The organism is Pseudomonas sp. NPDC078700, assembly GCF_044542375.1.
In the GTDB taxonomy this organism is placed as follows: domain Bacteria; phylum Pseudomonadota; class Gammaproteobacteria; order Pseudomonadales; family Pseudomonadaceae; genus Aquipseudomonas.
In genome coordinates this window covers 475,796-497,118 of sequence record NZ_JBITUI010000002.1, presented here as the reverse complement: position 1 = coordinate 497,118, position 21,323 = coordinate 475,796, and the positions used below count along the sequence as shown (strand labels likewise).

At 54.9% G+C, this 21,323-nt stretch carries 17 protein-coding genes; 6 read left to right on the top strand and 11 right to left on the bottom strand.

Going from position 1 to position 21,323, the window contains the following annotated elements:
• Nucleotides 1-25: 25 nt before the first annotated feature.
• The 5 genes from ACIGCM_RS08105 to ACIGCM_RS08085 all read left to right on the top strand — a co-directional run bounded on the left by ACIGCM_RS08105 (nt 26) and on the right by ACIGCM_RS08085 (nt 7,735).
• Nucleotides 26-1,546 (top strand): HDOD domain-containing protein, encoded by a 1,521-nt coding sequence (locus tag ACIGCM_RS08105; protein ID WP_397501532.1) that lies wholly within the window; start codon nt 26-28, stop codon nt 1,544-1,546.
• 121 nt (nt 1,547-1,667) lie between these two features.
• A complete protein-coding gene (locus ACIGCM_RS08100; RefSeq protein WP_397501530.1) occupies nt 1,668-2,480 on the top strand; it encodes a rhodanese-like domain-containing protein in 813 nt (270 codons plus the stop codon).
• An 80-nt stretch (nt 2,481-2,560) separates the two neighbouring features.
• Nucleotides 2,561-3,433 (top strand): archaetidylserine decarboxylase, encoded by an 873-nt coding sequence (gene asd / locus ACIGCM_RS08095; RefSeq protein WP_397501529.1) that lies wholly within the window; start codon nt 2,561-2,563, stop codon nt 3,431-3,433.
• A 207-nt stretch (nt 3,434-3,640) separates the two neighbouring features.
• Nucleotides 3,641-5,464 carry a molecular chaperone gene (locus tag ACIGCM_RS08090; protein ID WP_397501528.1) on the top strand — a complete coding sequence of 608 codons (1,824 nt, stop codon included), beginning with the start codon at nt 3,641-3,643 and terminating at the stop codon, nt 5,462-5,464.
• Nucleotides 5,465-5,665: 201 nt separating this feature from the next.
• Complete coding sequence (locus ACIGCM_RS08085; protein ID WP_397501527.1) at nt 5,666-7,735, top strand: EAL domain-containing protein; 2,070 nt, start codon at nt 5,666-5,668, stop codon at nt 7,733-7,735.
• 70 nt (nt 7,736-7,805) lie between these two features.
• On the opposite strand, the gene thpR is transcribed toward ACIGCM_RS08085, so the two are convergent.
• Both thpR and serB read right to left on the bottom strand, forming a co-directional pair.
• Complete coding sequence (thpR, locus tag ACIGCM_RS08080; RefSeq protein ID WP_397501526.1) at nt 7,806-8,336, bottom strand: RNA 2',3'-cyclic phosphodiesterase; 531 nt, start codon at nt 8,334-8,336, stop codon at nt 7,806-7,808.
• Between the two features lie 37 nt (nt 8,337-8,373).
• On the bottom strand, nt 8,374-9,588 hold the full coding sequence (serB, locus tag ACIGCM_RS08075) for a phosphoserine phosphatase SerB (protein ID WP_397501525.1): 1,215 nt from the start codon (nt 9,586-9,588) through the stop codon (nt 8,374-8,376).
• Between the two features lie 305 nt (nt 9,589-9,893).
• Here serB and ACIGCM_RS08070 point away from each other — a divergent pair, with 305 nt between their 5' ends.
• Nucleotides 9,894-11,453, top strand: coding sequence for an AhpA/YtjB family protein (locus ACIGCM_RS08070; RefSeq protein WP_397501524.1), 1,560 nt, complete (start codon nt 9,894-9,896; stop codon nt 11,451-11,453).
• A 175-nt stretch (nt 11,454-11,628) separates the two neighbouring features.
• On the opposite strand, the gene ACIGCM_RS08065 is transcribed toward ACIGCM_RS08070, so the two are convergent.
• The 9 genes from ACIGCM_RS08065 to ACIGCM_RS08025 form a co-directional block, all read right to left on the bottom strand.
• Nucleotides 11,629-12,333, bottom strand: coding sequence for a membrane integrity-associated transporter subunit PqiC (locus ACIGCM_RS08065; protein WP_397501523.1), 705 nt, complete (start codon nt 12,331-12,333; stop codon nt 11,629-11,631).
• Between the two features lie 290 nt (nt 12,334-12,623).
• Nucleotides 12,624-14,873, bottom strand: coding sequence for a DNA topoisomerase IV subunit A (gene parC, locus ACIGCM_RS08060; protein WP_397501522.1), 2,250 nt, complete (start codon nt 14,871-14,873; stop codon nt 12,624-12,626).
• Nucleotides 14,874-14,880: 7 nt separating this feature from the next.
• Nucleotides 14,881-15,366, bottom strand: coding sequence for a TIGR02281 family clan AA aspartic protease (locus ACIGCM_RS08055; protein WP_397501974.1), 486 nt, complete (start codon nt 15,364-15,366; stop codon nt 14,881-14,883).
• Nucleotides 15,367-15,401: 35 nt separating this feature from the next.
• Nucleotides 15,402-16,376, bottom strand: a complete 975-nt coding sequence (locus ACIGCM_RS08050) for a DNA topoisomerase IV (protein ID WP_397501521.1) — start codon at nt 16,374-16,376, stop codon at nt 15,402-15,404.
• A gap of 23 nt (nt 16,377-16,399) precedes the next feature.
• Entirely contained in the window at nt 16,400-18,289 is a 1,890-nt protein-coding gene (parE, locus tag ACIGCM_RS08045; protein ID WP_397501520.1) for a DNA topoisomerase IV subunit B, read from the bottom strand.
• 101 nt (nt 18,290-18,390) lie between these two features.
• The gene (locus ACIGCM_RS08040; RefSeq protein ID WP_397501519.1) at nt 18,391-18,999 is read right to left on the bottom strand and encodes a YqiA/YcfP family alpha/beta fold hydrolase; all 609 of its coding nucleotides are present in this window, start codon (nt 18,997-18,999) and stop codon (nt 18,391-18,393) included.
• Nucleotides 19,000-19,074: 75 nt separating this feature from the next.
• The gene (cpdA, locus tag ACIGCM_RS08035; protein WP_397501518.1) at nt 19,075-19,890 is read right to left on the bottom strand and encodes a 3',5'-cyclic-AMP phosphodiesterase; all 816 of its coding nucleotides are present in this window, start codon (nt 19,888-19,890) and stop codon (nt 19,075-19,077) included.
• A 293-nt stretch (nt 19,891-20,183) separates the two neighbouring features.
• Nucleotides 20,184-20,636, bottom strand: coding sequence for a DUF1249 domain-containing protein (locus ACIGCM_RS08030; protein WP_397501517.1), 453 nt, complete (start codon nt 20,634-20,636; stop codon nt 20,184-20,186).
• Entirely contained in the window at nt 20,627-21,244 is a 618-nt protein-coding gene (locus ACIGCM_RS08025) for an NUDIX domain-containing protein (protein ID WP_397501516.1), read from the bottom strand. The genes ACIGCM_RS08030 and ACIGCM_RS08025 overlap by 10 nt, the downstream gene beginning before the upstream one ends.
• Nucleotides 21,245-21,323: the final 79 nt, after the last annotated feature.

The following is a 21,323-nucleotide window of genomic DNA, read 5'->3' as shown; positions in this document are numbered from 1 at the left end:
TAATAAAAGCCAGTTTGCAAACCCAATGTCTAATCAAATCGCTAGACCTCGCACTGTTAAAGCATGGCTGGAGCTATTAGATAAGCAGCTGATGCCAGTGCAGATTGAAAGCCGACAGAAAGTACTGGCCGCACTGACGGACAGCCGTCGCTCTTTAGGCGAAATTGCTGACTTAATTCAAACTAGCCCAGCATTGGCGATCAGTGTTCTACGCGAAGCCAATGCGTCACAAAGCACCCTAGGCGAGCCAGCTGAAAGCCTCGAAAACGCCCTCAACAGGCTCGGCTTGCAACGTACACAAACCTTGCTTGAGCGATTACCCGCACTGAAGCGCGAGGAAATCCCCCTGGCATTGCGCCAAATCCAGCTGATCAGCCAGCACGCATCACAACAAGCGAGCGGTTTGTTCTCCAGCCGCCTGGCCCGACTCTGGCAAGAAATACACTGGGGCAGCATGTTATTTCTTGCCCCTGTCTGGGCATTGATTGCGGCCTACCCCGACCTACTAAGTACGTGGGAACAACGTGTCCTGGTTAAAGCTGAGCCTGCGCAAAAAGTGGAAGTCGACATGCTTGGCGTCCCTTTACTCCAACTCTGCCTCGCCATTGCCGAGCGCTGGAAATTGCCTGAATGGATTTGCCACAATTACCGCCTGCTTCTCAATGACCGCCGCTTTCTTGCCAAGGCGTTATTGATTGCGCGCGACAACGAGCACCCATTGCATCAACAACAGTGCCTGGACGCCGAGCCTGATCTGCAGCGCTGGCTCAGCCAACCGGCCAATTGCATACTTCTGGCAAACGGCTTGGCGCTTTCCGCCCACCACGCGTGGGACGGCCCACATAGCCTGCGCTGGCAACAACTCACCGGGCTTTACCTGCAATTACCGGTTGCGGATTTACAGCAATCGATCCATCAGCAAGCCGCGATCAGCGCCCGCAAGCTGGTCACAACAGACCTTTGGCACCCTGCGCAAGCATTGCTTTGGCCCTGGCATACCAGTCACTTAGTCACCGCTGAACCACCCAAACCGGTGAGCAATACGGGCGCGCAAGACTGGCGCCAGTTATGTCAGCAACTACTGAGCGAGCCCAGCGCGTTCAACAATGTGCTGCAAATAACCGCCTGCGCCAGCCGCGCCTTGCAAGCAGGCGGTATGCAACGCGTACTCTTGCTGCTGGCGGATCGAACGCAAAGCAAACTGTTCTCGCAGCAAGCTATTGGACTCGATCCGTTAGCCAACGGACTGAGCATTGATCCTCAGCAGAGCCAGGTGATTCGCACGCTACTTAGCAAGGCTGGGCAACTGCGCCTGACCCCTGAGAATATCGCCCAGTTTTCTGCGCGCCTGCCAGGCGCGGTTAAAGAGTTATTCCCTAGCGAGCATGTTTTGATCAGGTCACTGGGCAGTAATGGCCGGGTGGTGATGATTGCAATCTGCGATTGCGGCGGTGCAGCATTGGATGATAATCGCCTGCAAATATTCGCTAAAACCAGCCAATGCATCGAGCGCGCACTGGCCAGCTTTGCGAATCGAGGCCGCTAACAGACCTCGCGGTTCTGCCTGAGCGAGCCGTCGCAGAAATGTCTCGCACAGTAGTTGCTCGAAGGTTAAGTAGCCTTTCCGTTACAATGCTGGCGATATACACACCCTATTGAGGTCCGGCATGTCCGCCTTCGCTGAACTCCCACTGGTTATTGAACCTGCTGAACTGGCCAGCCGCCTTGGCGCACCCGAACTCATACTGGTCGACCTGACCAGCGCAGCGCGCTATGGCTCTGGGCATATTCCCGGCGCGTACTTTGTCGACCCAAAACGCACACAGTTGGGTCAACCACCTGCACCCGGCTTGCTGCCGACAGATAAGGATTTAGAGCTAATATTTACCGAGCTTGGGCACAACCCCGACGCGGTTTATGTGGTGTATGACGATGAGGGTGGCGGCTGGGCTGGCCGCTTCATCTGGCTATTGGATGTGATCGGGCACAGCAACTATCACTACCTCAATGGCGGCCTGCTCGCGTGGCTCGATGACAATCGAGAGGTTAGCACCTCCCAACCCACACTCCATAAGCGCGCAGTTGAACTGACTTTGGACGATGCCCCAACCGCTAGCCGTGAATACCTGCAAAGCCGTTTAGGTGCCAGTGACCTAGCGATTTGGGATGCACGCGCTCCCGGCGAATACAGTGGCGAGAAAGTAGTTGCAGCAAAAGGCGGGCACATTCCAGGGGCCATCAACTTTGAGTGGACCGCCGGCATGGATCGCAAGCGCTCGCTACGTATCCGTCAGGACCTGGCAGAAGTGCTGCAGTCGCTAGGGATCACCCCTGATAAAGAAGTCATCACCCATTGCCAGACACACCATCGCTCGGGCTTTACCTACCTGGCAGCAAAAGCACTTGGCTACCCGAAGGTCAAAGCCTATGCCGGCTCGTGGGGCGAATGGGGCAACCATCCCGATACCCCAGTAGAATAATGCCTGGCAACGCATCAGTAAGTGCAGTGCTTACACCCGCGCAAGCACTGTGCATTCAAGCAAGTATCTAAGGAAACGCAATGAAAGAACGTCTCTTCATCATCAGCCAATATTTGATACCGCATCATTTATTGTCGCGCTTGATTGGCTGCGCTGCTGAGTGCCGTGCCGCGTGGTTTAAAAACCGCCTGATCAACTGGTTCATCAAGCAATACAACGTCAACATGAGTGAAGCGCAGATCGAAGACCCCAAGGTTTTTGAGCACTTCAATGCCTTCTTCACCCGCGCCCTCAAAGACAATGCGCGCCCGCTCGACAACACTGCTGATGCAGTGCTTTGCCCAGCAGATGGTGCCATCAGCCAGCTGGGAAAAATCGAGCACGGCCGCATATTCCAAGCCAAAGGCCACAGCTTCAGCGTGGTCGAGTTGCTTGGTGGTGATACGCAACTGGCAAGCCCCTTTATGGGCGGTGAGTTTGCGACCGTTTACCTGTCACCAAAAGACTATCACCGCGTCCACATGCCACTCGCAGGCACCCTTAAACAAATGATTTATGTGCCGGGCCGCCTGTTCTCGGTCAACCAGAGCACCGCCGAAAACGTGCCAGAACTATTCGCCAGAAACGAGCGCGTAGTCTGTCTGTTCGACACCGAGCGCGGGCCGATGGCTGTGGTCTTGGTCGGCGCAATGATTGTTGCATCGGTCGAAACCGTTTGGGCTGGTCTGGTAACACCACCCAAGCGCGAGCTGAAAACCTTCAACTACGATGAAGCTGCACGTGCGCCAATTCACTTGGAGAAAGGTGCGGAGATGGGTCGTTTCAAATTGGGCTCGACGGCCGTTGTGCTATTCGGACCTGAACAGGTTAAATGGAGCGAAGCGCTCGGGGCGGGCAGCAGTGTGCAGATGGGGCAACTCATGGGTACCAAAGCGCTCGACACTGGCGTTTAGACACCAGGCTTGAATGAATAGTGTAGAGTTGTAGAAACGCTTGGCCAAGGAAGGCTCAGCGGATAAGCGTCGCCGGGGTTGTGGTAATAGTCTTTTGACTCAACCACATAGGATTCGTTTTTACCTCGTGCCAAGCAAGGATGCTGCTAGAGTTTCTAGTATGACCACTAGAATGTTGGCCTTTTTGCTGGCGTGGAGTATTCAAGTTTGACTGAGACACAGGCACCTCACCTCTTGCTTCGCGTTTCGACGCCGAAAAACCAGAGCTTGTCGTTCTGTGACTCTACTCCGCGCGACCTTAAACGCTGGATATCGCACCTGCCTAAAGCCAACATTGGTGAAACAGCACGCCAGCTTTATCAAGCGCTGGTCGAAATAAACCAACTGCTGACCCCCTCTGAGAATCGCTTACAGCTGCTAGAGCTGCTGCGTCCCGAGGTGCACTACGTTTGTCAGCACTTGGAGAAGCACTTTCTCAATCAAGCCATTGTCCTTGATGAGCGTCCACGTAAAGTGGCTAATCTATGTCAGGCGCTGCAAAACCACCTCGCCAACGGCTACAAGCTGGTGATTGCACGCAATGTCATTAAAACCACCAAAGAATCAAAGCAGCTGCTGACAATCGCCCTGCAACGCGCGATTCACAGCCTTTGTGGGCCACTGGTGCGTGCCAGCCAGCTTTACTGCCCGGTTCCTGAAGGGCTGTGGCTTGAACTGCATCAGCTGTATCTGATTGCCAAACAACGCGGCCTAAAAAATATTGTGGTGCGCGACCCCTTGGCTCGCCACAGCCAAGGGCTAAGTATTGAGCAAAACTACATCGTCGCCGCATTGATGGGCTGCTCGCGCTGCAACCAGATGCGCCAGAGCGCAATTGCTCGCGTCGCCGAGGCGCTTGAGCAGTGGAGCACCTTGGTCAACATTGAAGATGGCAACGATCCCGAGAGTTTGTTTGCAATTGCCACGCAAATGGATGGGCCGCCCCGCTACACCTCGCTATTTCAGAAAAAAGACCTGCGAGTTGCTATCGGCATCGACACCCACCCACTGATTGATGCGATCAAAGAGCACTTGCTCCTGCCGCCCGAATCCGCTGGCAAGTCACAACTGTTAGTACCGGAAGGCTTAAGCATTGATCTGCTGCAACACCTGAGCGCGGCGTGGGGCGATATCTCCGAGCGCACCTTCCAGCGCAGCGATGGCCAAGGGTCCTTGACGCTTTGCATTGGCATGAGTGCATTGCATTACTTCATCGCCAACAAACGCACCTTTGCCGACATTCTTAAACTGCCGGAAGAGATCAACAAGGTCGAATTCAAAGAGACTCAGGGCAAGCCTGATATCTGGTCAAACGCATTCGATGCACAGAAAAACCCATCTTGGGATCACGGCCTGCCTTTCGAAGAAATTGAATATCAAAAACCGCAAAAGCAAAAACCCGAAGCCCATGAAGCTGAGCAGCAAGACGCCGAAAACCAAGTATTTCCAACATTCGAGCTGCCCATCATCAACCTCAGTCCGGGTGGTTATTGCCTAACATGGCCCAAAGAAGTGCCAAACCAGTTGCAGGCAGGTGAACTGCTGGGTATTCAGGATGCACCTGGGCAAGCCTGGAGCATTGCAGTGGTGCGCTGGATCCGTCAGGCACGAGGCGGCGGCACCCAAATGGGTATCGAGCTGATTGCACCTCACGCTCAACCTTGCGGCCTGCAACTCATTCGCAAAAGCGAACAAAACAGCAGCTATCTGCGCGGCTTATTGCTACCTGAAATCAGTGCGATTTCTCGCCCAGCTTCGGTCATCGTGCCGCGCCTACCCTTCCAGGAAGGCAATAAAGTGATAGTCAATATCGCCGGTGTTGAGCACCGCGCCGTACTCGGCCAAAAACATGCCTCCACCGGCAGCTTTAATCAGTTTGAATATCGCCTCAACAGCCTTGCCAACGATGATCCCGGGAAGCCTGTCACACCTGTGGGAAACCAGCGTGCGGGTTCCGAGGAAGACTTTGACTCACTCTGGAAGTCGCTGTAGATTCCGTGCAACTTCACTTATTTAGTGTGCTGCCAGGTGGCTAATTCTGTAAGGCGCTTTTCTATTCGCATCCATCTGCATTGTTCGATCCAGGCGCGGCACCCGTGCGATGCGCTGCAGATCTGAAGCCTGCAAACAGCGATGAATCCGATTAACCCTTGGCCAAGCCCTCGAATACCTTGGCGCAGACCGAACTGAACAATGGCCATCGAAAAGAAAACAATTCGCCTACTGATTCTCGAAGACTCGCAAAACGAGGCCGAACGCCTTGTCAGCCTGTTTCGTAACTCGGGCAGCGCAACACGGGTTCACCGCCTGACCTCCAGCGATGACCTCGGCGAGGTGCTGCAGCAAACCTGGGACCTGTTGATTTGTGCACCGATCAGTGAACAGCTGTCACCAACCGAGGCCATCAGCACGATTCGACGCCTGGCCAAAGATGTCCCAGCCATTCAGCTACTGGCTGACAATGACTCGGACAGCATCACCGAAGCACTGACCATGGGCGCCCAAGATGCATTGCCCCAAGGCGATGACGAGCGACTGGTACTTGTTGCCAAACGTGAACTGCAAAATCTTGAAGAACGCCGTGCTCGCAGACGTGCAGAAGTGGCTTTGCGCGAGGCCGAAAAACGCTGCCAACTGTTACTTGAGAGCTCTGTAGACGCCATAACCTATGTGCACGACGGCATGCATATCTATGCCAACCGCGCCTACCTTGAACTATTCGACTACGAAGACGCGGACGAGCTTGAAGGTATGCCGATGATCGATTTGATCGACGGCAACGACCAAAGCGAATTCAAGAACTTCCTGAAAAACTACTCAGACAGCGAAAGCGCTGCTGAGCTGAAATTCTCCGGGGTGAAGGCCAGCGGCAAACGCTTCAAGGCGCGCATGAGTTTTCTGCCCGCCACATATGACGGCGAGCCTTGCACCCAAGTCGTTATTCGCTCGGATGCTGACAACACCGAGCTGGAAGAAAAGCTACGTGAAATCAGTAGCCAGGATCTCGTTACCGGACTCTTCAATCGCACCCACTTCCTCGAGCTGATCGACACGGCGGCCGACCGCGCAGTCAATGCCGGGCAGGTCTCCAGCCTTGCTTACATACGGCTTGACCAGTACGCAACATTACTCGCCGATATTGGTATCGCCGGTATCGACTTGCTGCTGGCTGATCTTGCTGGCTTGTTGCGCACACACTTTGCCGGTGAGGCGCAACTGGCTCGCTTTGGGGATGACGTATTTGCTGCTCTGCAACTGGGCGTCACACCTGAGCAAGCAGAAGCAGGGCTCAGGGGGCTGCTGAAAAAAGTTGAAGGCCATCTATTTGATGTTAATGGCCGCACCGCTCAGACCACCCTGTCGATTGGAGTTGCAGGACTCAATGAAACCACGCCGAGTGGCCAAGTCGTGGTTGATCGCGCCCACCGTTGCGCCGATGAGCAAGAACATGGCAACAACCTGAAACTGTTTAACCCCGCCGATGTGATCGCCGCGGCGGCAAATCGTGGTGATGTCGTCGCCATGATTAAGCAGGCACTAGATAACAATGGCCTGCGTTTGCTGTTCCAGCCGATTATCAGCTTGCGCGGCGACAATCAAGAGCACTACGAGGTGCTCTTGCGTATGCTCAACTCCAAAGGCGAAGAAGTCCAACCGACTGACTTCCTCGCGGATGCGGTGGCTGCCGGGCTAGGCGATAAACTTGATCGCTGGGTCATCCTCAACGCCATCAAGCAGCTTACCGAACATCGCAGCAATGGCCATAACACTCGCCTGTTTGTGCATTTATCCAGCGCGAGCTTGCAAGATCAAACACTGTTGCCATGGCTAAGCGTTGCGCTCAAAGCTGCCCGCCTGCCTTCAGATGCATTGGCCTTCCAACTTAGCGAAACCGATGCCATTACTTATTTGAAGCAGGCAAAAGCGCTGACTCAAGGCCTTAATGAGTTGCATTGCAAGGTAGTACTCAGCCAGTTTGGCTGTGCACTCAACCCATTCAACTCACTTAAACACTTGCACATCGACTTTGTTAAGGTCGACGGCTCGTTCAGCCAAGACCTTAATCGCCCAGAGAACCAGGAAGCCCTCAAAACACTGCTCGACAGTTTGCACTCACAAGCCAAGTTGACCATTGTCCCGTTCGTTGAATCGGCGTCTGTGCTCTCGACCCTCTGGCAAGCCGGGGTCAACTACATCCAGGGCTTCTACTTGCAGGGGCCGACGCAAACCATGAACTACGACTTCGCCTCTGACGATGAATAGAGGCGCGACGCTCTTTGCGCCCGCCGACAGTTAAAAGCGCCTTACTGACCCTTGCTCACATGGAGGTGCGCTATAACGCCCAGCGCGCCAGTTCGCGATATTGCCCCTTGTGTGACTCGTACAACACAAAGTGATCTGCCCTGAGCAGGAACGCGGGCGGCTCAGTTGCCTCCGGCACAGCCACCTTGTAATCCCGAGACAAGGTCAGGTGCGCTCGAAACTCGCGAGCGTCAGGCAACAGATTGAAGGGTAATAAGGCTTGCTCCAACGCATAGACCAGTTGGCCAAGCGCCGGTGGTGGGTCTTGTGGCCGCAACAGCAATAGACTGGAGCGCCGCCATACATCCAGGCAGTCAAGCTGAACACTGAGCGGCTGACCTTTAACCTGCAACTGATCAACTGCTGCGCAGATTGCGCCAATCTGGCTGACCGCAACGGGCCCGAGAAACACCAAGGTCAGGTGAAAGTTCTGGGCGGTCACTGGCCGCCCAGAACGCAATTGCAAATGCTTGCGCCACTGAGAAATAGCGCTGCGCTGGGCCGGGGTGCAGGGCAAGGCGAAAAATAGCCGTTTGCTCGGTTCAGCACTTAACGGATTCATCGCCTTTCCCTTTATTTACTCGGCAGTTTGCACTGTATTAATCCAAGCCATCACGGTCACGAAAGCCCAGCAAGTACAAAATACCGTCAAGGCCCAGTGTCGAGATGGCTTGCTTGGCCGATTGCTTAACCAACGGTTTGGCGCGAAACGCGACACCCAGCCCGGCAATCGCCAGCATGGGTAAATCATTGGCACCATCACCAACAGCAATGGTCTGCTCAAGGCGCAAACCTTCCTTCTCAGCCAGTTGACGCAGCAGGTCGGCTTTGCGCTGAGCATCAACAATCGGTTCAACCGCAACGCCCGTGACCAGGCCATCAATAATTTCCAGCTCATTGGCATAGACGTAATCAATGCCAAGCTTGGCTTGCAGTTGCTTGGCAAAATAACTGAAGCCACCGGAAAGAATTGCAGTTTTAAACCCCAGTCGACGCAACTCACTGAACAGTGTCTCGGCCCCTTCAGTCAGGCGCAATGAAGCACCGATCTCACTGAGCACCGACTCCGGCAAACCTTTGAGCAACGCTAGACGCTCTTTAAAGCTGGCAGCAAAGTCCAACTCACCGCGCATTGCCCGCTCAGTGATCTCGGAGACCTGATCACCCACACCCGCAGCTTTGGCTAACTCATCGATCACCTCGGCCTCGATCAGGGTCGAGTCCATATCAAACACGGCCAAACGACGGTTACGACGGAACAGTGAGTCGCTCTGAAAGGCGATATCGACATTGAGTTCCTGGGCCACGCTGAGAAACTCTGCGCGCAATGCGCCTGGGTCTGCCGGTTCGCCCCGCACCGAAAACTCGATGCAGCCTTTACCTTGCTCGGCGGGCATATCCAACGGCATACGGCCCGAGAGGCGATCGATATGATCGATATTCAACCCATACTTAGCGGTAATAGTACTCACCCGCTGCAGTTGTTCTGCAGTGACCTTGCGCGTAAGCAAGGTCACGATGTGCCGGGCTTTACCCTGGCCGTCGACCCACTGCTGGTAATCCGCTTCGGAGACAGGCGTAAAGCGCACCTGCTGATCCAGTTCGTAGGCGCTGAACAGCACATCTTTAAGCACAGAAGAGCCGCGCTCGGTATCAGGAATCTCGACCAGAATGCCAAAAGACAAGGTGTCGTGAATGACCGCTTGGCCAATATCTAGAATAGAGACCCCACCCTGGGCCAATACCCCTGTAATGGCGGCGGTTAGACCGGGACGATCTTCACCAGTGATGTTGATCAGGACGATTTCGCGCAAGGCGCACCCTCCGAAGGCTCAATAGGTTGTAAACAGCCGTAAAAATGACTGTTAAGACACTTACTGACGTGCAGATTAAGAACGTCACAAGACCATAGCTGGAATAAAAAAGTACTTTCCCAGCCTATTTCGACGCCGACACCTGCCTCTGAATAGTTTTTCGGCAGACGGTTATACCCAGCAGGGCCGGTGAAGAGCGCACATTCTACCCACTTTCTATGCAATTCGTGCACGCCCGGTGCTTTGCCGTACGCGGGCCGCTCGCTATACTGCGCGGCATCTTCAGTCGACAAGAATCGAGCGCTGTGAACCGGCCCGCACCCGTGAAATCCGATAATTTCTTTATCTTGCTTTTCCAAGCCCTGCGCCAGCGCCGTGTACCGCTTGCGTTGCGTATCGCCAGTCACAGCTTATTGCTCGTTGCGATGGCGCTGGTGATCTATGCCTGGGTGATTGGCATGCAATTCAAGCAAGCCATGCAACAGCAGGCAGAAGCGCTGGGCACCAGCCTGATTACGCAAACGGCCTCTTCAGCCACTGAGTTGTTGGTCTCCAACGATATTCTCAGCCTGAACGTGCTGCTCAACAACCTAGTGAAAAACCCTCTGGTCGCACACGCCGCTATTTATAGTGTCGACAACCGTATCCTGGCCGAAGCAGGCTCGCGCCCCAGTCAAGGCATGCTCGGCGAGACTGAAGGGTTGTATTCGACGCCTATCACCTTTCAAGACGTCATTGCCGGGCAACTGCGCATCAGTCTGGACATGCGTCAGTTCGAACAACCCATGACCATCAGCCTGCAAAGCATGGGCATTCTCAGCCTGATTTTGCTGGCCTTGACCCTGACCTTGAGCCTGCGCCTTGGCCGCTATATATCAACGCCAATACTGCAACTGCGGGTGTGGCTGCGTGACCCTGACGATCCTGCACCCGGTGCAGGCCGCCAAGATGAGATTGGCGACCTCGCTCGCCAACTGCAAGCACGCCTGGTTCCGGAAAAACCCGAGCCAGAGCACGAGCTAGAGCCAGAAGACCTGCTAGATGAGGCGGACTACGACGACTCTGATGCCGATGATGAGCCCGGCTTTTCAATGCCCAATCTCAGTGCTAAAGACGATACTGACGATGACCTTCAAGATTTTGATGAGCCTCGGCCTGTCAGTAGCACACGGCACACCAAGGCAGACCCCTTTGCCGACTTGCACGACCTGGATGATACCGAGGTTGAGCTGGACGAAGACGAATTCGCTGAGACGACGCCAGTCCCCAAAAGCGTGATGCCAAATGCACCAAAAGCCTCGCAGCCAAGCGCCGTGCTGGCGATTCAGCTTGGCGCTCAAGAACAACTACGGCGTCTGCCCCGGGCGCGCCTGATGGACCTGCTCAAGCGTTATCGCGATTGCCTGGAGCGTGCAGCCAACCTGTATCAGGCGGAACTCCACACACTCAAGGACGGCAGCAGCTTGATGCTCTTCCATCGCCAAGACAGCGGTGAAGAGTACCTGATACACGCTATTTGTTGCGGTGAGCTGATGCGCGCACTGGGCCACGCCCTGCAAATTGAGGTTGCCGATAGCGGCATCACCCTGCAACTGCAATTGGGCATGACGCTGGGCGAAGACCTGATGGATCTCAGCCAGGGCGATCTACTGCTCAACGAAACCTCTCAGGACGCTCTGGCACTGTCCCAGCACAGCCGCAATTTGCTGCTGGTTGAGCGTGGCGTTGCAGATGACGAATTGGTTCGCCAACGCGCCCGCACACGCGCCATTGCCAGCCCTGAAGGTGCCTGCTGTGTCGAAAGGCTGCTTGATCCCTACCCTGCACTGCTGGAACGCCAGCTAGGCAAGTTGCGAGACCAGTAAGCTCTTGCACGAGGTGGATGGCATATTTCACCCACCTCATGTTGATCACGCCCTGAAACGCAGCCACTCTCCAGCTGCCGCCATCCACCCCGGATGGGATCATTCGACCGGCCTTCCCCATAGAAATAAAAAAAACCCGCTTTTGAGCGGGTTTTCAGTCTGGCTTGGCCGTTATTCAGAAGCGGTAAACTTCAGAGTCAATGCGGATCGGCTGAGCCATAGGGATTTTAGGTGAATCTTCTTTCTTTGGTGCAGCAGCAGGTGCTTTTTTCGGCGTTTGTTCGGCAATCACTGGAAGCTCACCGTCCTGCTCTTTAACCGCCACCGCAACCTGCTCGACCAATTGGTGCATCAGCGTGCTCTGGGCATGTACTTGGTCAGCAATAGTGCCACCGTGAGCCTGTTCCAAGCGCACCAGTCGACCGTCCAATAACTGACCGTTTTTACTCATCAAGCGCCACTGGGCTTCAAGCACTGCTGGACGATCAGGCCCCGAGTCAAGCCGAGCGATCGACATCAGAATCTGAATCTGCGGGGCGAAACCGGGCGCAGCAGGCGCTAGCGCCAGACGCTGGCTGTTCAGTTGCGAGGACAATTGCAGGAGCAGCTGCTGATCAATATCTGCGGCCAAGCTACCTGCCCAGCGCGCATCTCTCGATGCAATCAGACTGCCATCCGCCTGGCGTTGCAACAGCGCTTCACGCTGCAAGTAATCGGCAATAGACACCGGGCCTAACAACACCGCCAAACCGTCTTTGGCAGAGGGGACTTTCGCGTCACCACTGTCGAGCTGATACAAAGGCACTGGCTGGTAACGTGCACAACCCGCTAACCCGAGTAGAGTTACCAACAGAATCAAAGGGAGTCGCATTGCAGTCATCAATATCATCCAGCCAGTCATTCGACCGGTCTATATATCTATAAATTCAAAAGCGGTTTAGGCCATAACTTTCATTTTCAGCGAGTTAAAAACCCGAGTAAAAACTCACCAGACAGCCAAATACTAAATTTAAGGCCAGGCCTTGCCTGAACCTTTTGTGATGTACTTCACACTAAACGCATGGCTTAAAAAGTCAAAACCGCTGGTAACAGCCAGCGGCTATATCATCCTAGAAACCTACGCCAGACTCCAGTGTTGATCTGCCTGTGAGTATTTCAGGTGTTACTCAGCTACTCAACAAGCAAGCTATCAACCCGCTGAAACCCCCGTGGTAGCTTGTTACCACGCCGTCCACGCTCACCTTTGTAGTGTTCAAGATCATCCGCTTTAAGTGACAGGGTTCGCTTGCCAGCTTGAAGCACCAACGTCGATCCAACCGGCAAAACAGCCAGATCAGTCAGGTATTCCTCCCGTGAAGCGACCCGATCACCTGGGATTCCGATTATTTTATTGCCCTTACCTTTACCAAGTTGTGGCAAGTCGGCCACTTTAAACAGCAATAGGCGACCTTCGGTCGTCACAGCCGCCAGCCAATCCTCCTCGCGGCTGACCAGAGGTTTTGGCGGTATCACTTTGGCACCATTGGGCAGGCTCAACAGCGCTTTACCTGCCTTATTCTTGGCTTGCAGGTCTTCACCTTTGACCACAAAACCGTAACCTGCGTCCGAGGCAATCACGTACAACGCCTCATCATCGGGCAACATCACACATTCAAAGGTGGCACCTGGCGGTGGCGTTAGCCGCCCGGTCAAAGGCTCACCCTGGCCACGGGCTGAAGGCAATGAGTGGGCTGCGAGGGAGTAACTGCGCCCGGTTGAGTCGATAAACACTGCGAACTGGTTGGAGCGCCCTGGGGCCATGGCTTTAAAGCCATCGCCGGCTTTATAGGACAGCCCTGTAGCATCTATGTCATGGCCCTTACCGCAACGTACCCAGCCTTTCTCAGAGATCACCACGGTAACTGGCTCTGCTGGCATCAGTTCGTTTTCAGACAACGCCTTAGCCTCAGCACGCGCGACAATCGGTGAACGCCGGTCGTCGCCGTAGGTTTCAGCGTCCTTGATGATTTCATCACGCACCAGTTTTTTCAGGCGCGCTTCGCTGCCGAGCAACTTGAGCAGTTTTTCCCGCTCTTTTGCTAGTTCGTCCTGCTCACCACGGATTTTCATCTCCTCAAGACGCGCCAACTGGCGCAAGCGCGTATCGAGAATGTAATCGGCCTGAATATCGCTCAGCTCAAAACGCTCGATCAGCACCGCTTTGGGCTGATCTTCGGTGCGAATGATATGGATGACTTCATCAAGATTGAGGAAGGCAACCAGCAAACCTTCCAACAGGTGCAAACGGCGCTCAACTTTATCCAGCCGGAATTGCAGACGGCGACGCACGGTATTAACCCGGTACTCCAGCCATTCACGCAGCATTTGCCGCAGGTTCTTCACCTGTGGTTTGCCATCCAGGCCAATCACGTTGGTGTTGACCCGGTAGCTCGACTCAAGCTCAGTGGTGGCAAACAGGTGCTGCATCAACTCAGCCGCATCTACCCGGTTTGAGCGCGGGATAATCACGATGCGGCATGGATTTTCGTGGTCAGACTCGTCACGCAGGTCAGCCACCATCGGCAGTTTCTTGGCCTGCATTTGACCGGCGATCTGCTCCAGTACCTTGGAGCCTGAAACCTGATGCGGCAAAGAGGTGACTACGATATCGCCATCTTCAACCCGATACACGGCACGCATACGCACCGAGCCACGGCCGGTTTCGTATATTTTCAGCAGGTCGGCCCGCGGGGTAATGATCTCGGCTTCAGTTGGGTAATCCGGGCCCTGAACATGCTCGCAAAGCTGCTCAACCGTGGCATTGGGCTCGTCAATCAAACGCACACAAGCTGCTGCCACTTCCCGCAGGTTATGCGGCGGCACATCGGTCGCCATGCCAACAGCAATCCCTGTAGTACCGTTGAGCAGCAAGTTGGGTAAGCGCGCAGGCAGCGTCGCGGGCTCGTTCATGGTGCCGTCAAAGTTTGGTACCCAATCAACAGTACCTTGCCCCAACTCGGTCAGCAGAACTTCCGAGTAGCGGGACAGTCGCGCCTCGGTATAACGCATGGCCGCGAAGGACTTTGGATCATCCGGTGCCCCCCAGTTACCCTGGCCGTCGACCAAGGTATAGCGGTAACTGAATGGCTGGGCCATAAGGACCATTGCTTCGTAGCAAGCCGAGTCACCGTGCGGGTGAAACTTACCCAGCACGTCACCCACAGTACGTGCCGACTTTTTGTGCTTGGAGTCAGCATCCAGCCCCAGCTCACTCATGGCGTAGATAATCCGCCGTTGAACAGGCTTCAAACCATCGCCGATATGCGGCAATGCACGGTCCATGATGACGTACATGGAATAATTGAGGTAAGCCTGCTCGGTGAAGTCGGCAAGGGACCGGCGCTCAACACCGTCCATACTCAAATCGAGAGAATCGCTCATGCGTGCCTCATTGCAAGGTTGATTGGCGCAGCAACAACGTGCCGTCGCGCTGGGTAAATTCAAGTTTTTTCAGGGCACTCATGCCCAACAATACTTCATCACCGGCCATGCCGGGAGCAATCAAAGCGGCGACATCCTCAAGCACAATATCGCCTAATTTAAGCTGTTTAAGTCGCGTTCGATGTCCAACTGCTTGGCCGTTTGCGGTTCTCACTGTGACCGCCGCACCAGCCTGCAAGCCGAGTTGTTGAGCCAGGTCGGCAGGCACCGCTACATCCGTGGCGCCGGTATCCAGCAAAAACTCGACGTCCTCACCGTTTATCTGCCCGGTTGCGTAATAGTGGCCTTGCCGACTGCTGGCCAAACGCACCTCCACTTGGCCGTTGCTGTGGATCGATTGGGGGTTGCTATTCGGGTTACGCTGTTTATCTTCAAGGTTGCCAAAAAAATGTGTGGCCAGGAACAAACCTGCACCCCAGGCCAGGACTAGCATCACACGACCGGCGCGCTTTCCTGCAGGCTGTGCAGTCACTTTTTCGAACCCCACCCGCCTTTCGGCGCTGCAAAACGCCAAACGATCGGACGAGCCTCGCCATCGGCGCGAACCAAACCACCATTATCGACACCCAGCCAGGCCCCTTGCTCATCAATTTGCAGGGCTTCAGTCCGACCATAAGGGCTTGGATAGCGGCGCGCTTCGGTAAGCACCTCGTCGGCGAATGACCAGCAGCGTTCAATTTCGCCATTACTCAAGGTACGCCGGCATATACGGTGGTCCTGACGTTCAAGGGTGAAGAGTTTTTCGCCGTAGTAGCTCAGGTCAGAAAAATCCTTGGGCTGCGGTTTGCTACCCAGTTGCTCCGGTCCAGCTGTTTTCCCGCTTTCACTTATCAACACGCAACCGCCAGTACATTCCCACACTGAACGCTTCTTGTGCAGCACCAGCAGACCACGGCGCTCACGCTCAGCAGCAAGCCATATACGCTCACCGGCCGGATCAATCGCGATACCTTCAAGCAGCGCATTGGAATGTAGCAACATGCCGCTGCCTCGGGCTTGACGCACCAGCGACTCTGGCAGCCGCAGCCATTCTGGGTCAGCAGCAACCGGTAGCATCAACACCGCCGCCTTCGCTTCACTGACCAAATAACGATTGCCGATAGCGTCGCAACTCATGCCTTCAAAATCGAGTGTACCGCCACGCACCAGACCGGTCGCCCAAGCACGTGCACGAATCCCCCAGGGCAAGCCTGAATCGGGGGCAGGCGGCGCGGTAAACAACTCAGGCTCAGCTTGCCAAGTGCCTTCACCGCCAGCCAGACGGTAGATGCGACCATCGTCCCGGTCTGAAACAGCCCACAAAGCATCACCACACCACGCAAAACCTGACAAATTACCCGCGGGCATGCCATCAATAGGGTGTTCACTGACTAGCTTGAGCGGCTCATCAGGCTGACTAACAGCCAACTGACTGGCCGCTACAAATGGCGCAACACTAAGCATTAGCAGGGCATAAAGCGCTGACCTCAAAGCAGTACCTCAGCCAAATCACCTTTGGACTCCAGCCACGCCTTACGGTCGCTTGCGCGTTTTTTCGCCAGCAACATGTCCATCATTTCTTGTGTGGCCGGGTAATCTTCCAGTGTCAGCTGCACCAAGCGTCGGGTATTGGGGTCCATGGTGGTTTCACGCAGCTGGGGTGGGTTCATCTCACCAAGCCCCTTGAATCGGGTGACCTGTGGCTTACCCCGGCGTTTTTCGGCAACCAGACGGTCAAGAATGCCGTCTCGCTCTGCATCATCAAGGGCATAGAAGATCTCTTTCCCCAAGTCGATGCGGTACAACGGCGGCATCGCCACAAAAATGTGCCCAGCATCAACCAGCGCACGGAAGTGCTGGACAAACAAGGCGCAAAGCAAGGTTGCAATGTGCAGTCCGTCAGAGTCGGCGTCGGCGAGGATGCAAATTTTGCCGTAGCGCAACTGGGCCAAATCACTGGACCCTGGGTCGATACCGATGGCCACAGCGATGTCGTGCACCTCTTGCGAGGCCAGCACTTCACTGCCATCCACTTCCCAAGTGTTCAAGATTTTGCCGCGTAACGGCATGATCGCCTGAAACTCTTTATCTCGGGCCTGCTTGGCAGAGCCGCCAGCGGAATCACCTTCGACCAGGAATAGCTCAGAACGCATAGGGTCCTGGCCAGCACAATCGGCCAACTTGCCTGGTAGTGCCGGTCCTTGAGTAATTTTCTTACGCTCAACCTTTTTCCCGGCCTTGAGTCGGCGGTTAGCGTTACTAATCGCCAACTCAGCCAGTTGCTGACCGAACTCAGGATGGGCGTTTAGCCACAGGCTAAACGCATCTTTAACCACGCCTGAAACAAAGGCGGCGGCTTCACGCGAGGACAGGCGCTCTTTGGTTTGCCCGCTGAACTGGGCATCTTGCATCTTCATCGACAAGACGAAGGCAATCCGCTCCCAAATATCTTCCGGTGCCAGTTTGACCCCACGCGGCAGCAAGTTACGAAACTCACAAAACTCTCGCATGGCATCAAGCAGCCCCTGACGCAGGCCGTTGACGTGGGTGCCGCCCTGCGCTGTCGGAATCAGGTTGACGTAGCTTTCCTGAACACTCTCTCCGCCTTCGGGCAACCACAATAGCGCCCAATCGACAGCTTCTTTATTACCCGCCAAGCTGCCACAGAATGGCTCATCCGGCAGGCGCGGATATTCGCTTACGGCGTCAACCAAGTAGGAGCGCAGGCCGTCTTCAAACAGCCACTCAATCTTTTCACCGCTGGCTTTATCTTCAAAGCTAACGCTCAGCCCCGGGCAGAGTACAGCCTTGGCCTTGAGTACGTGTTTAAGACGACTGATCGAGAATTTATGCGAGTCGAAGTACTTGGCGTCAGGCCAGAAATGTACGCTGGTCCCGGTGTTGCGTTTACCAACGGTGTTGACAACTTCGAGCTCACTGGCCTTAAAGCCATTCTCAAAGGTCATGCGGTGCTCATTACCATCGCGCTTAACGCGCACTTCGACCAGGGTCGACAAGGCGTTAACCACAGAAATCCCAACGCCGTGCAAACCACCTGAGAACTGGTAGTTTTTATTGGAAAACTTACCACCGGCGTGGAGCTTGGTGAAAATCAGCTCGACCCCAGGAACCCCCTCTTCAGGGTGGATATCCACTGGCATGCCGCGACCATCATCGGTCACTTCCAGGGAATTATCCTCGTGCAGAATCACCTGAATGCTGCTGGCATGCCCGGCTAGCGCTTCATCGACAGAGTTGTCGATAACTTCCTGAGCCAAGTGGTTGGGGCGGCTGGTATCGGTGTACATGCCCGGGCGCTTACGTACCGGGTCAAGACCTGAAAGGACTTCGATGGCATCGGCGTTATAACTGGCCATAGGGTCTCTTAATCTTCATCGGTTAATCGAGATACTCACAAAAACACAGACTGCGCTGGTAAATTTGATCAGCGACTTCTGCGCGGTGCAATGTGAGTCATTCAAAGGTCAGAAAAGTCGATATCGTGCCACAAATCGGGCGCCATACCGGCAAAAGCAAATAACATCGGCAAGCGCTGGGCAAAGCCCTGAAAACCATGGTCTCCGCCCGCTTGAATACGCAGCGCACAGCCGCGATACAAGGCCTGCGCCTGACGATAATCCAAGGTTTCATCAGCCGTCTGTAACCAGACCTGATAGCGCGCTGGGTCTTGGGTCGGTACCACTTCCAGTTCAGCCAGAGCGCTGACGTGATCTGTCGTCAGGTCCCAGGTTTCGTCACTGTAAAAATTTTTCTGTGGCCCGAGGTAGCCGTCAAACTGCACATGTGGGCGAACGGCTGGGTTTATCAATACCGCCCTTAAATTATGACGTTCAGCCAAGTGAGTCGCATAGTAGCCGCCCAGTGAACTGCCGACCAGCAGTGGCCGGCCCAGCGCGTCAATTTCTGCTTCCATCTGCGCAAGCGCCTGGCGCGGATGATGATGCAAAGCAGGGACCCGTAATTGCTCATCCAGCCCCATACGGGCCATAGCACGGCGTAGCTGGCTGGCCTTAAGCGAATCGGGTGAACTGTTAAGTCCATGCAAATAAAGGATAGTTTCAGTCATAGGACAGGAGGCTACTAGGTCACGACCACAAGCTGCAAGCGCCTGTTTCAAGGTGTATACAGCCTGATAGTGGCGTTAATAGCCCTTGACGCTGTAATCGACCTCAAAGTCGATTCCAGTCACCCGCGACACCCCTGTTTCAATCCGCCCGTCAGCAAACAAGCGCAGCCAACGATAACCGGGCGCACTCGTATCTACCTGGAAGGCTTCGCTGCCGGGGGCAAACTGCACGCAAGTTGATGGCGAAGCCAGTAGCCGCACAGCGTTACGCATCTGATCGAACTCTTGATGGATATGCCCCCAGAGCATGCCACGAACCTGCGCAAAGCGCCCCACAAGCGCAAACAAGGCATCTGGATTACGCAAACCAATCGGATCCATCCAACGGCTACCAATAGGCACCGGGTGATGATGCATGCATATCAGGTGGTGACGATCAGGCGCCTCACTTAGCGCTCGTTCCAGCAGAGCCAACTGCCGATCACTCAGGAACCCCGGAACAGCGCCAGGAATCGACGAGTCGAGTAAAATCACCCGCCAGTTGCCAACATCCATGACCGTGTCGAGTAAATCAGTGCCAACACAGGCCGCCTGCATGGCGGGCAGCTCATCATGATTGCCCGCCAACCAACGTATCGGCGCAGGAATAACCGAGGTCATCTGCCGAAAACGGGTGTACGAGGCTTCGCTGCCGTCTTGAGACAGGTCGCCAGTGGCGAGCACCAAATCAATCTGTGGCTGCTCGTCAAGAACCTGTTCAATCACTCGCTGTAAGCTGTCTTGGGTGTCCATGCCTAGCAGCTTGCCGTTGACCTCGGCAAGCAGATGACTGTCCGATAGCTGAACCAGCAGCACCGATGAGTCGGCAGGATAAGTTTGCGCGCTCGGCAAGGCCTTCTCCTTGAGCGGAATGGTTTAATTATGGCGGCTTGTACAACAAGGGGAAACACGATTTGCGCGGCCTGGTTCACAGATCCCACGCACAATTAAGCGAAATTACTGGCAGTAGCGGCTTATCGCCACTAGACCCGGATCCCTGCCAAGCATACTCAACAGCATTCCCCCTAAAAAGCACCAATTCCACCCATGCATAACAATAGCTAGCGCTGGCGAGAATTAGCCTAATAAATGATTGAGATTTGCGTTGAAGGTTCAGTCAGAGTGACTGCAGGATAAGACCTGCCTTAGATTTGCGGCTCGGTTTCATGACCACAAGCCAGGCAATGACTTAGCCATTCACCGAGAAAGAGGTTGAGCTGGGTTTTCTCATCAGGCTGATGCATATCGGCATTCGGGTAATGATAAACCCCGCGAAACTGCCGTGCACTTTCTGCGCCGACGACTTCAGCCATGCGTGCATCATGATAAACCCGCACCTCAAGTGCAGGCACGGGCAGCCAGGGTAAGCTGTGCTCTTGGCGTACCCGAATGGTTGAGGTGTACGGGCAGTTCTCCAAGACATCCAGCGCCAGTACCCCGAGCAACTTCTCGCCTTGACTGATCGCTACACGTCGCGCACTTGGTTCCTCGCGCATTGCCGGGAGCAAGCGCATTAAGCGTGCATAATTGGCCTCGCAAGCCGTCTGCAGCTCGACCAGATCCACACGGTAACGATCACGTATCAAATTTACTGCCATAACCCCCTAACCTCGGCGCGGTTAAGCGCCAGCCATTGCAAGGCAATAATGCTTGCGGCGTTATCGATTCGCCCATCTTTTACGGCATCCAATGCATCTTCCAGGGGCCACACATGAACCTGGATGTCTTCTCCTTCTTCGGCGAGCCCAAAAACACCGCCAACCCCTTCACTGTCACACCGCCCGACGAACAAATGCACGCGTTCGTTAGAGCCACCAGGTGAAGGATAGTACTGAGTGACCGGCCACAAAGCCCCCAACTTCAGCCCAGCTTCCTCCATTGCCTCGCGGTGTGCCACCTCTTCTGGTTCTTCGTCTTTATCAATCAGGCCCGCGACCAATTCAAGCAGCCAGGGATTGGCACTCTTATGCATAGCACCAACCCTGAATTGCTCAATCAAAACCACTACATCACGCTGTGGATCATAAGGCAGTACGCAGACTGCATCATGGCGCAAGAATACCTCTCGACTGAGTACCGGACCCATTTCGCCGGAGAACTGGCGATGGCGCAAATGCAAACGATCAAGACTGTAAAAGCCGCGGAAACAGGCCTCACGCTCTAGAATTTCGACCGCATCCGGCCCCGGCTTAAAAGTGTCTGGCATTGAATCCTCACTCAGTCTGTTAACCTGACTTTCACGCATCCTACCCCTGACGCAGTCTCATTACATTAGCTTGAGCAGC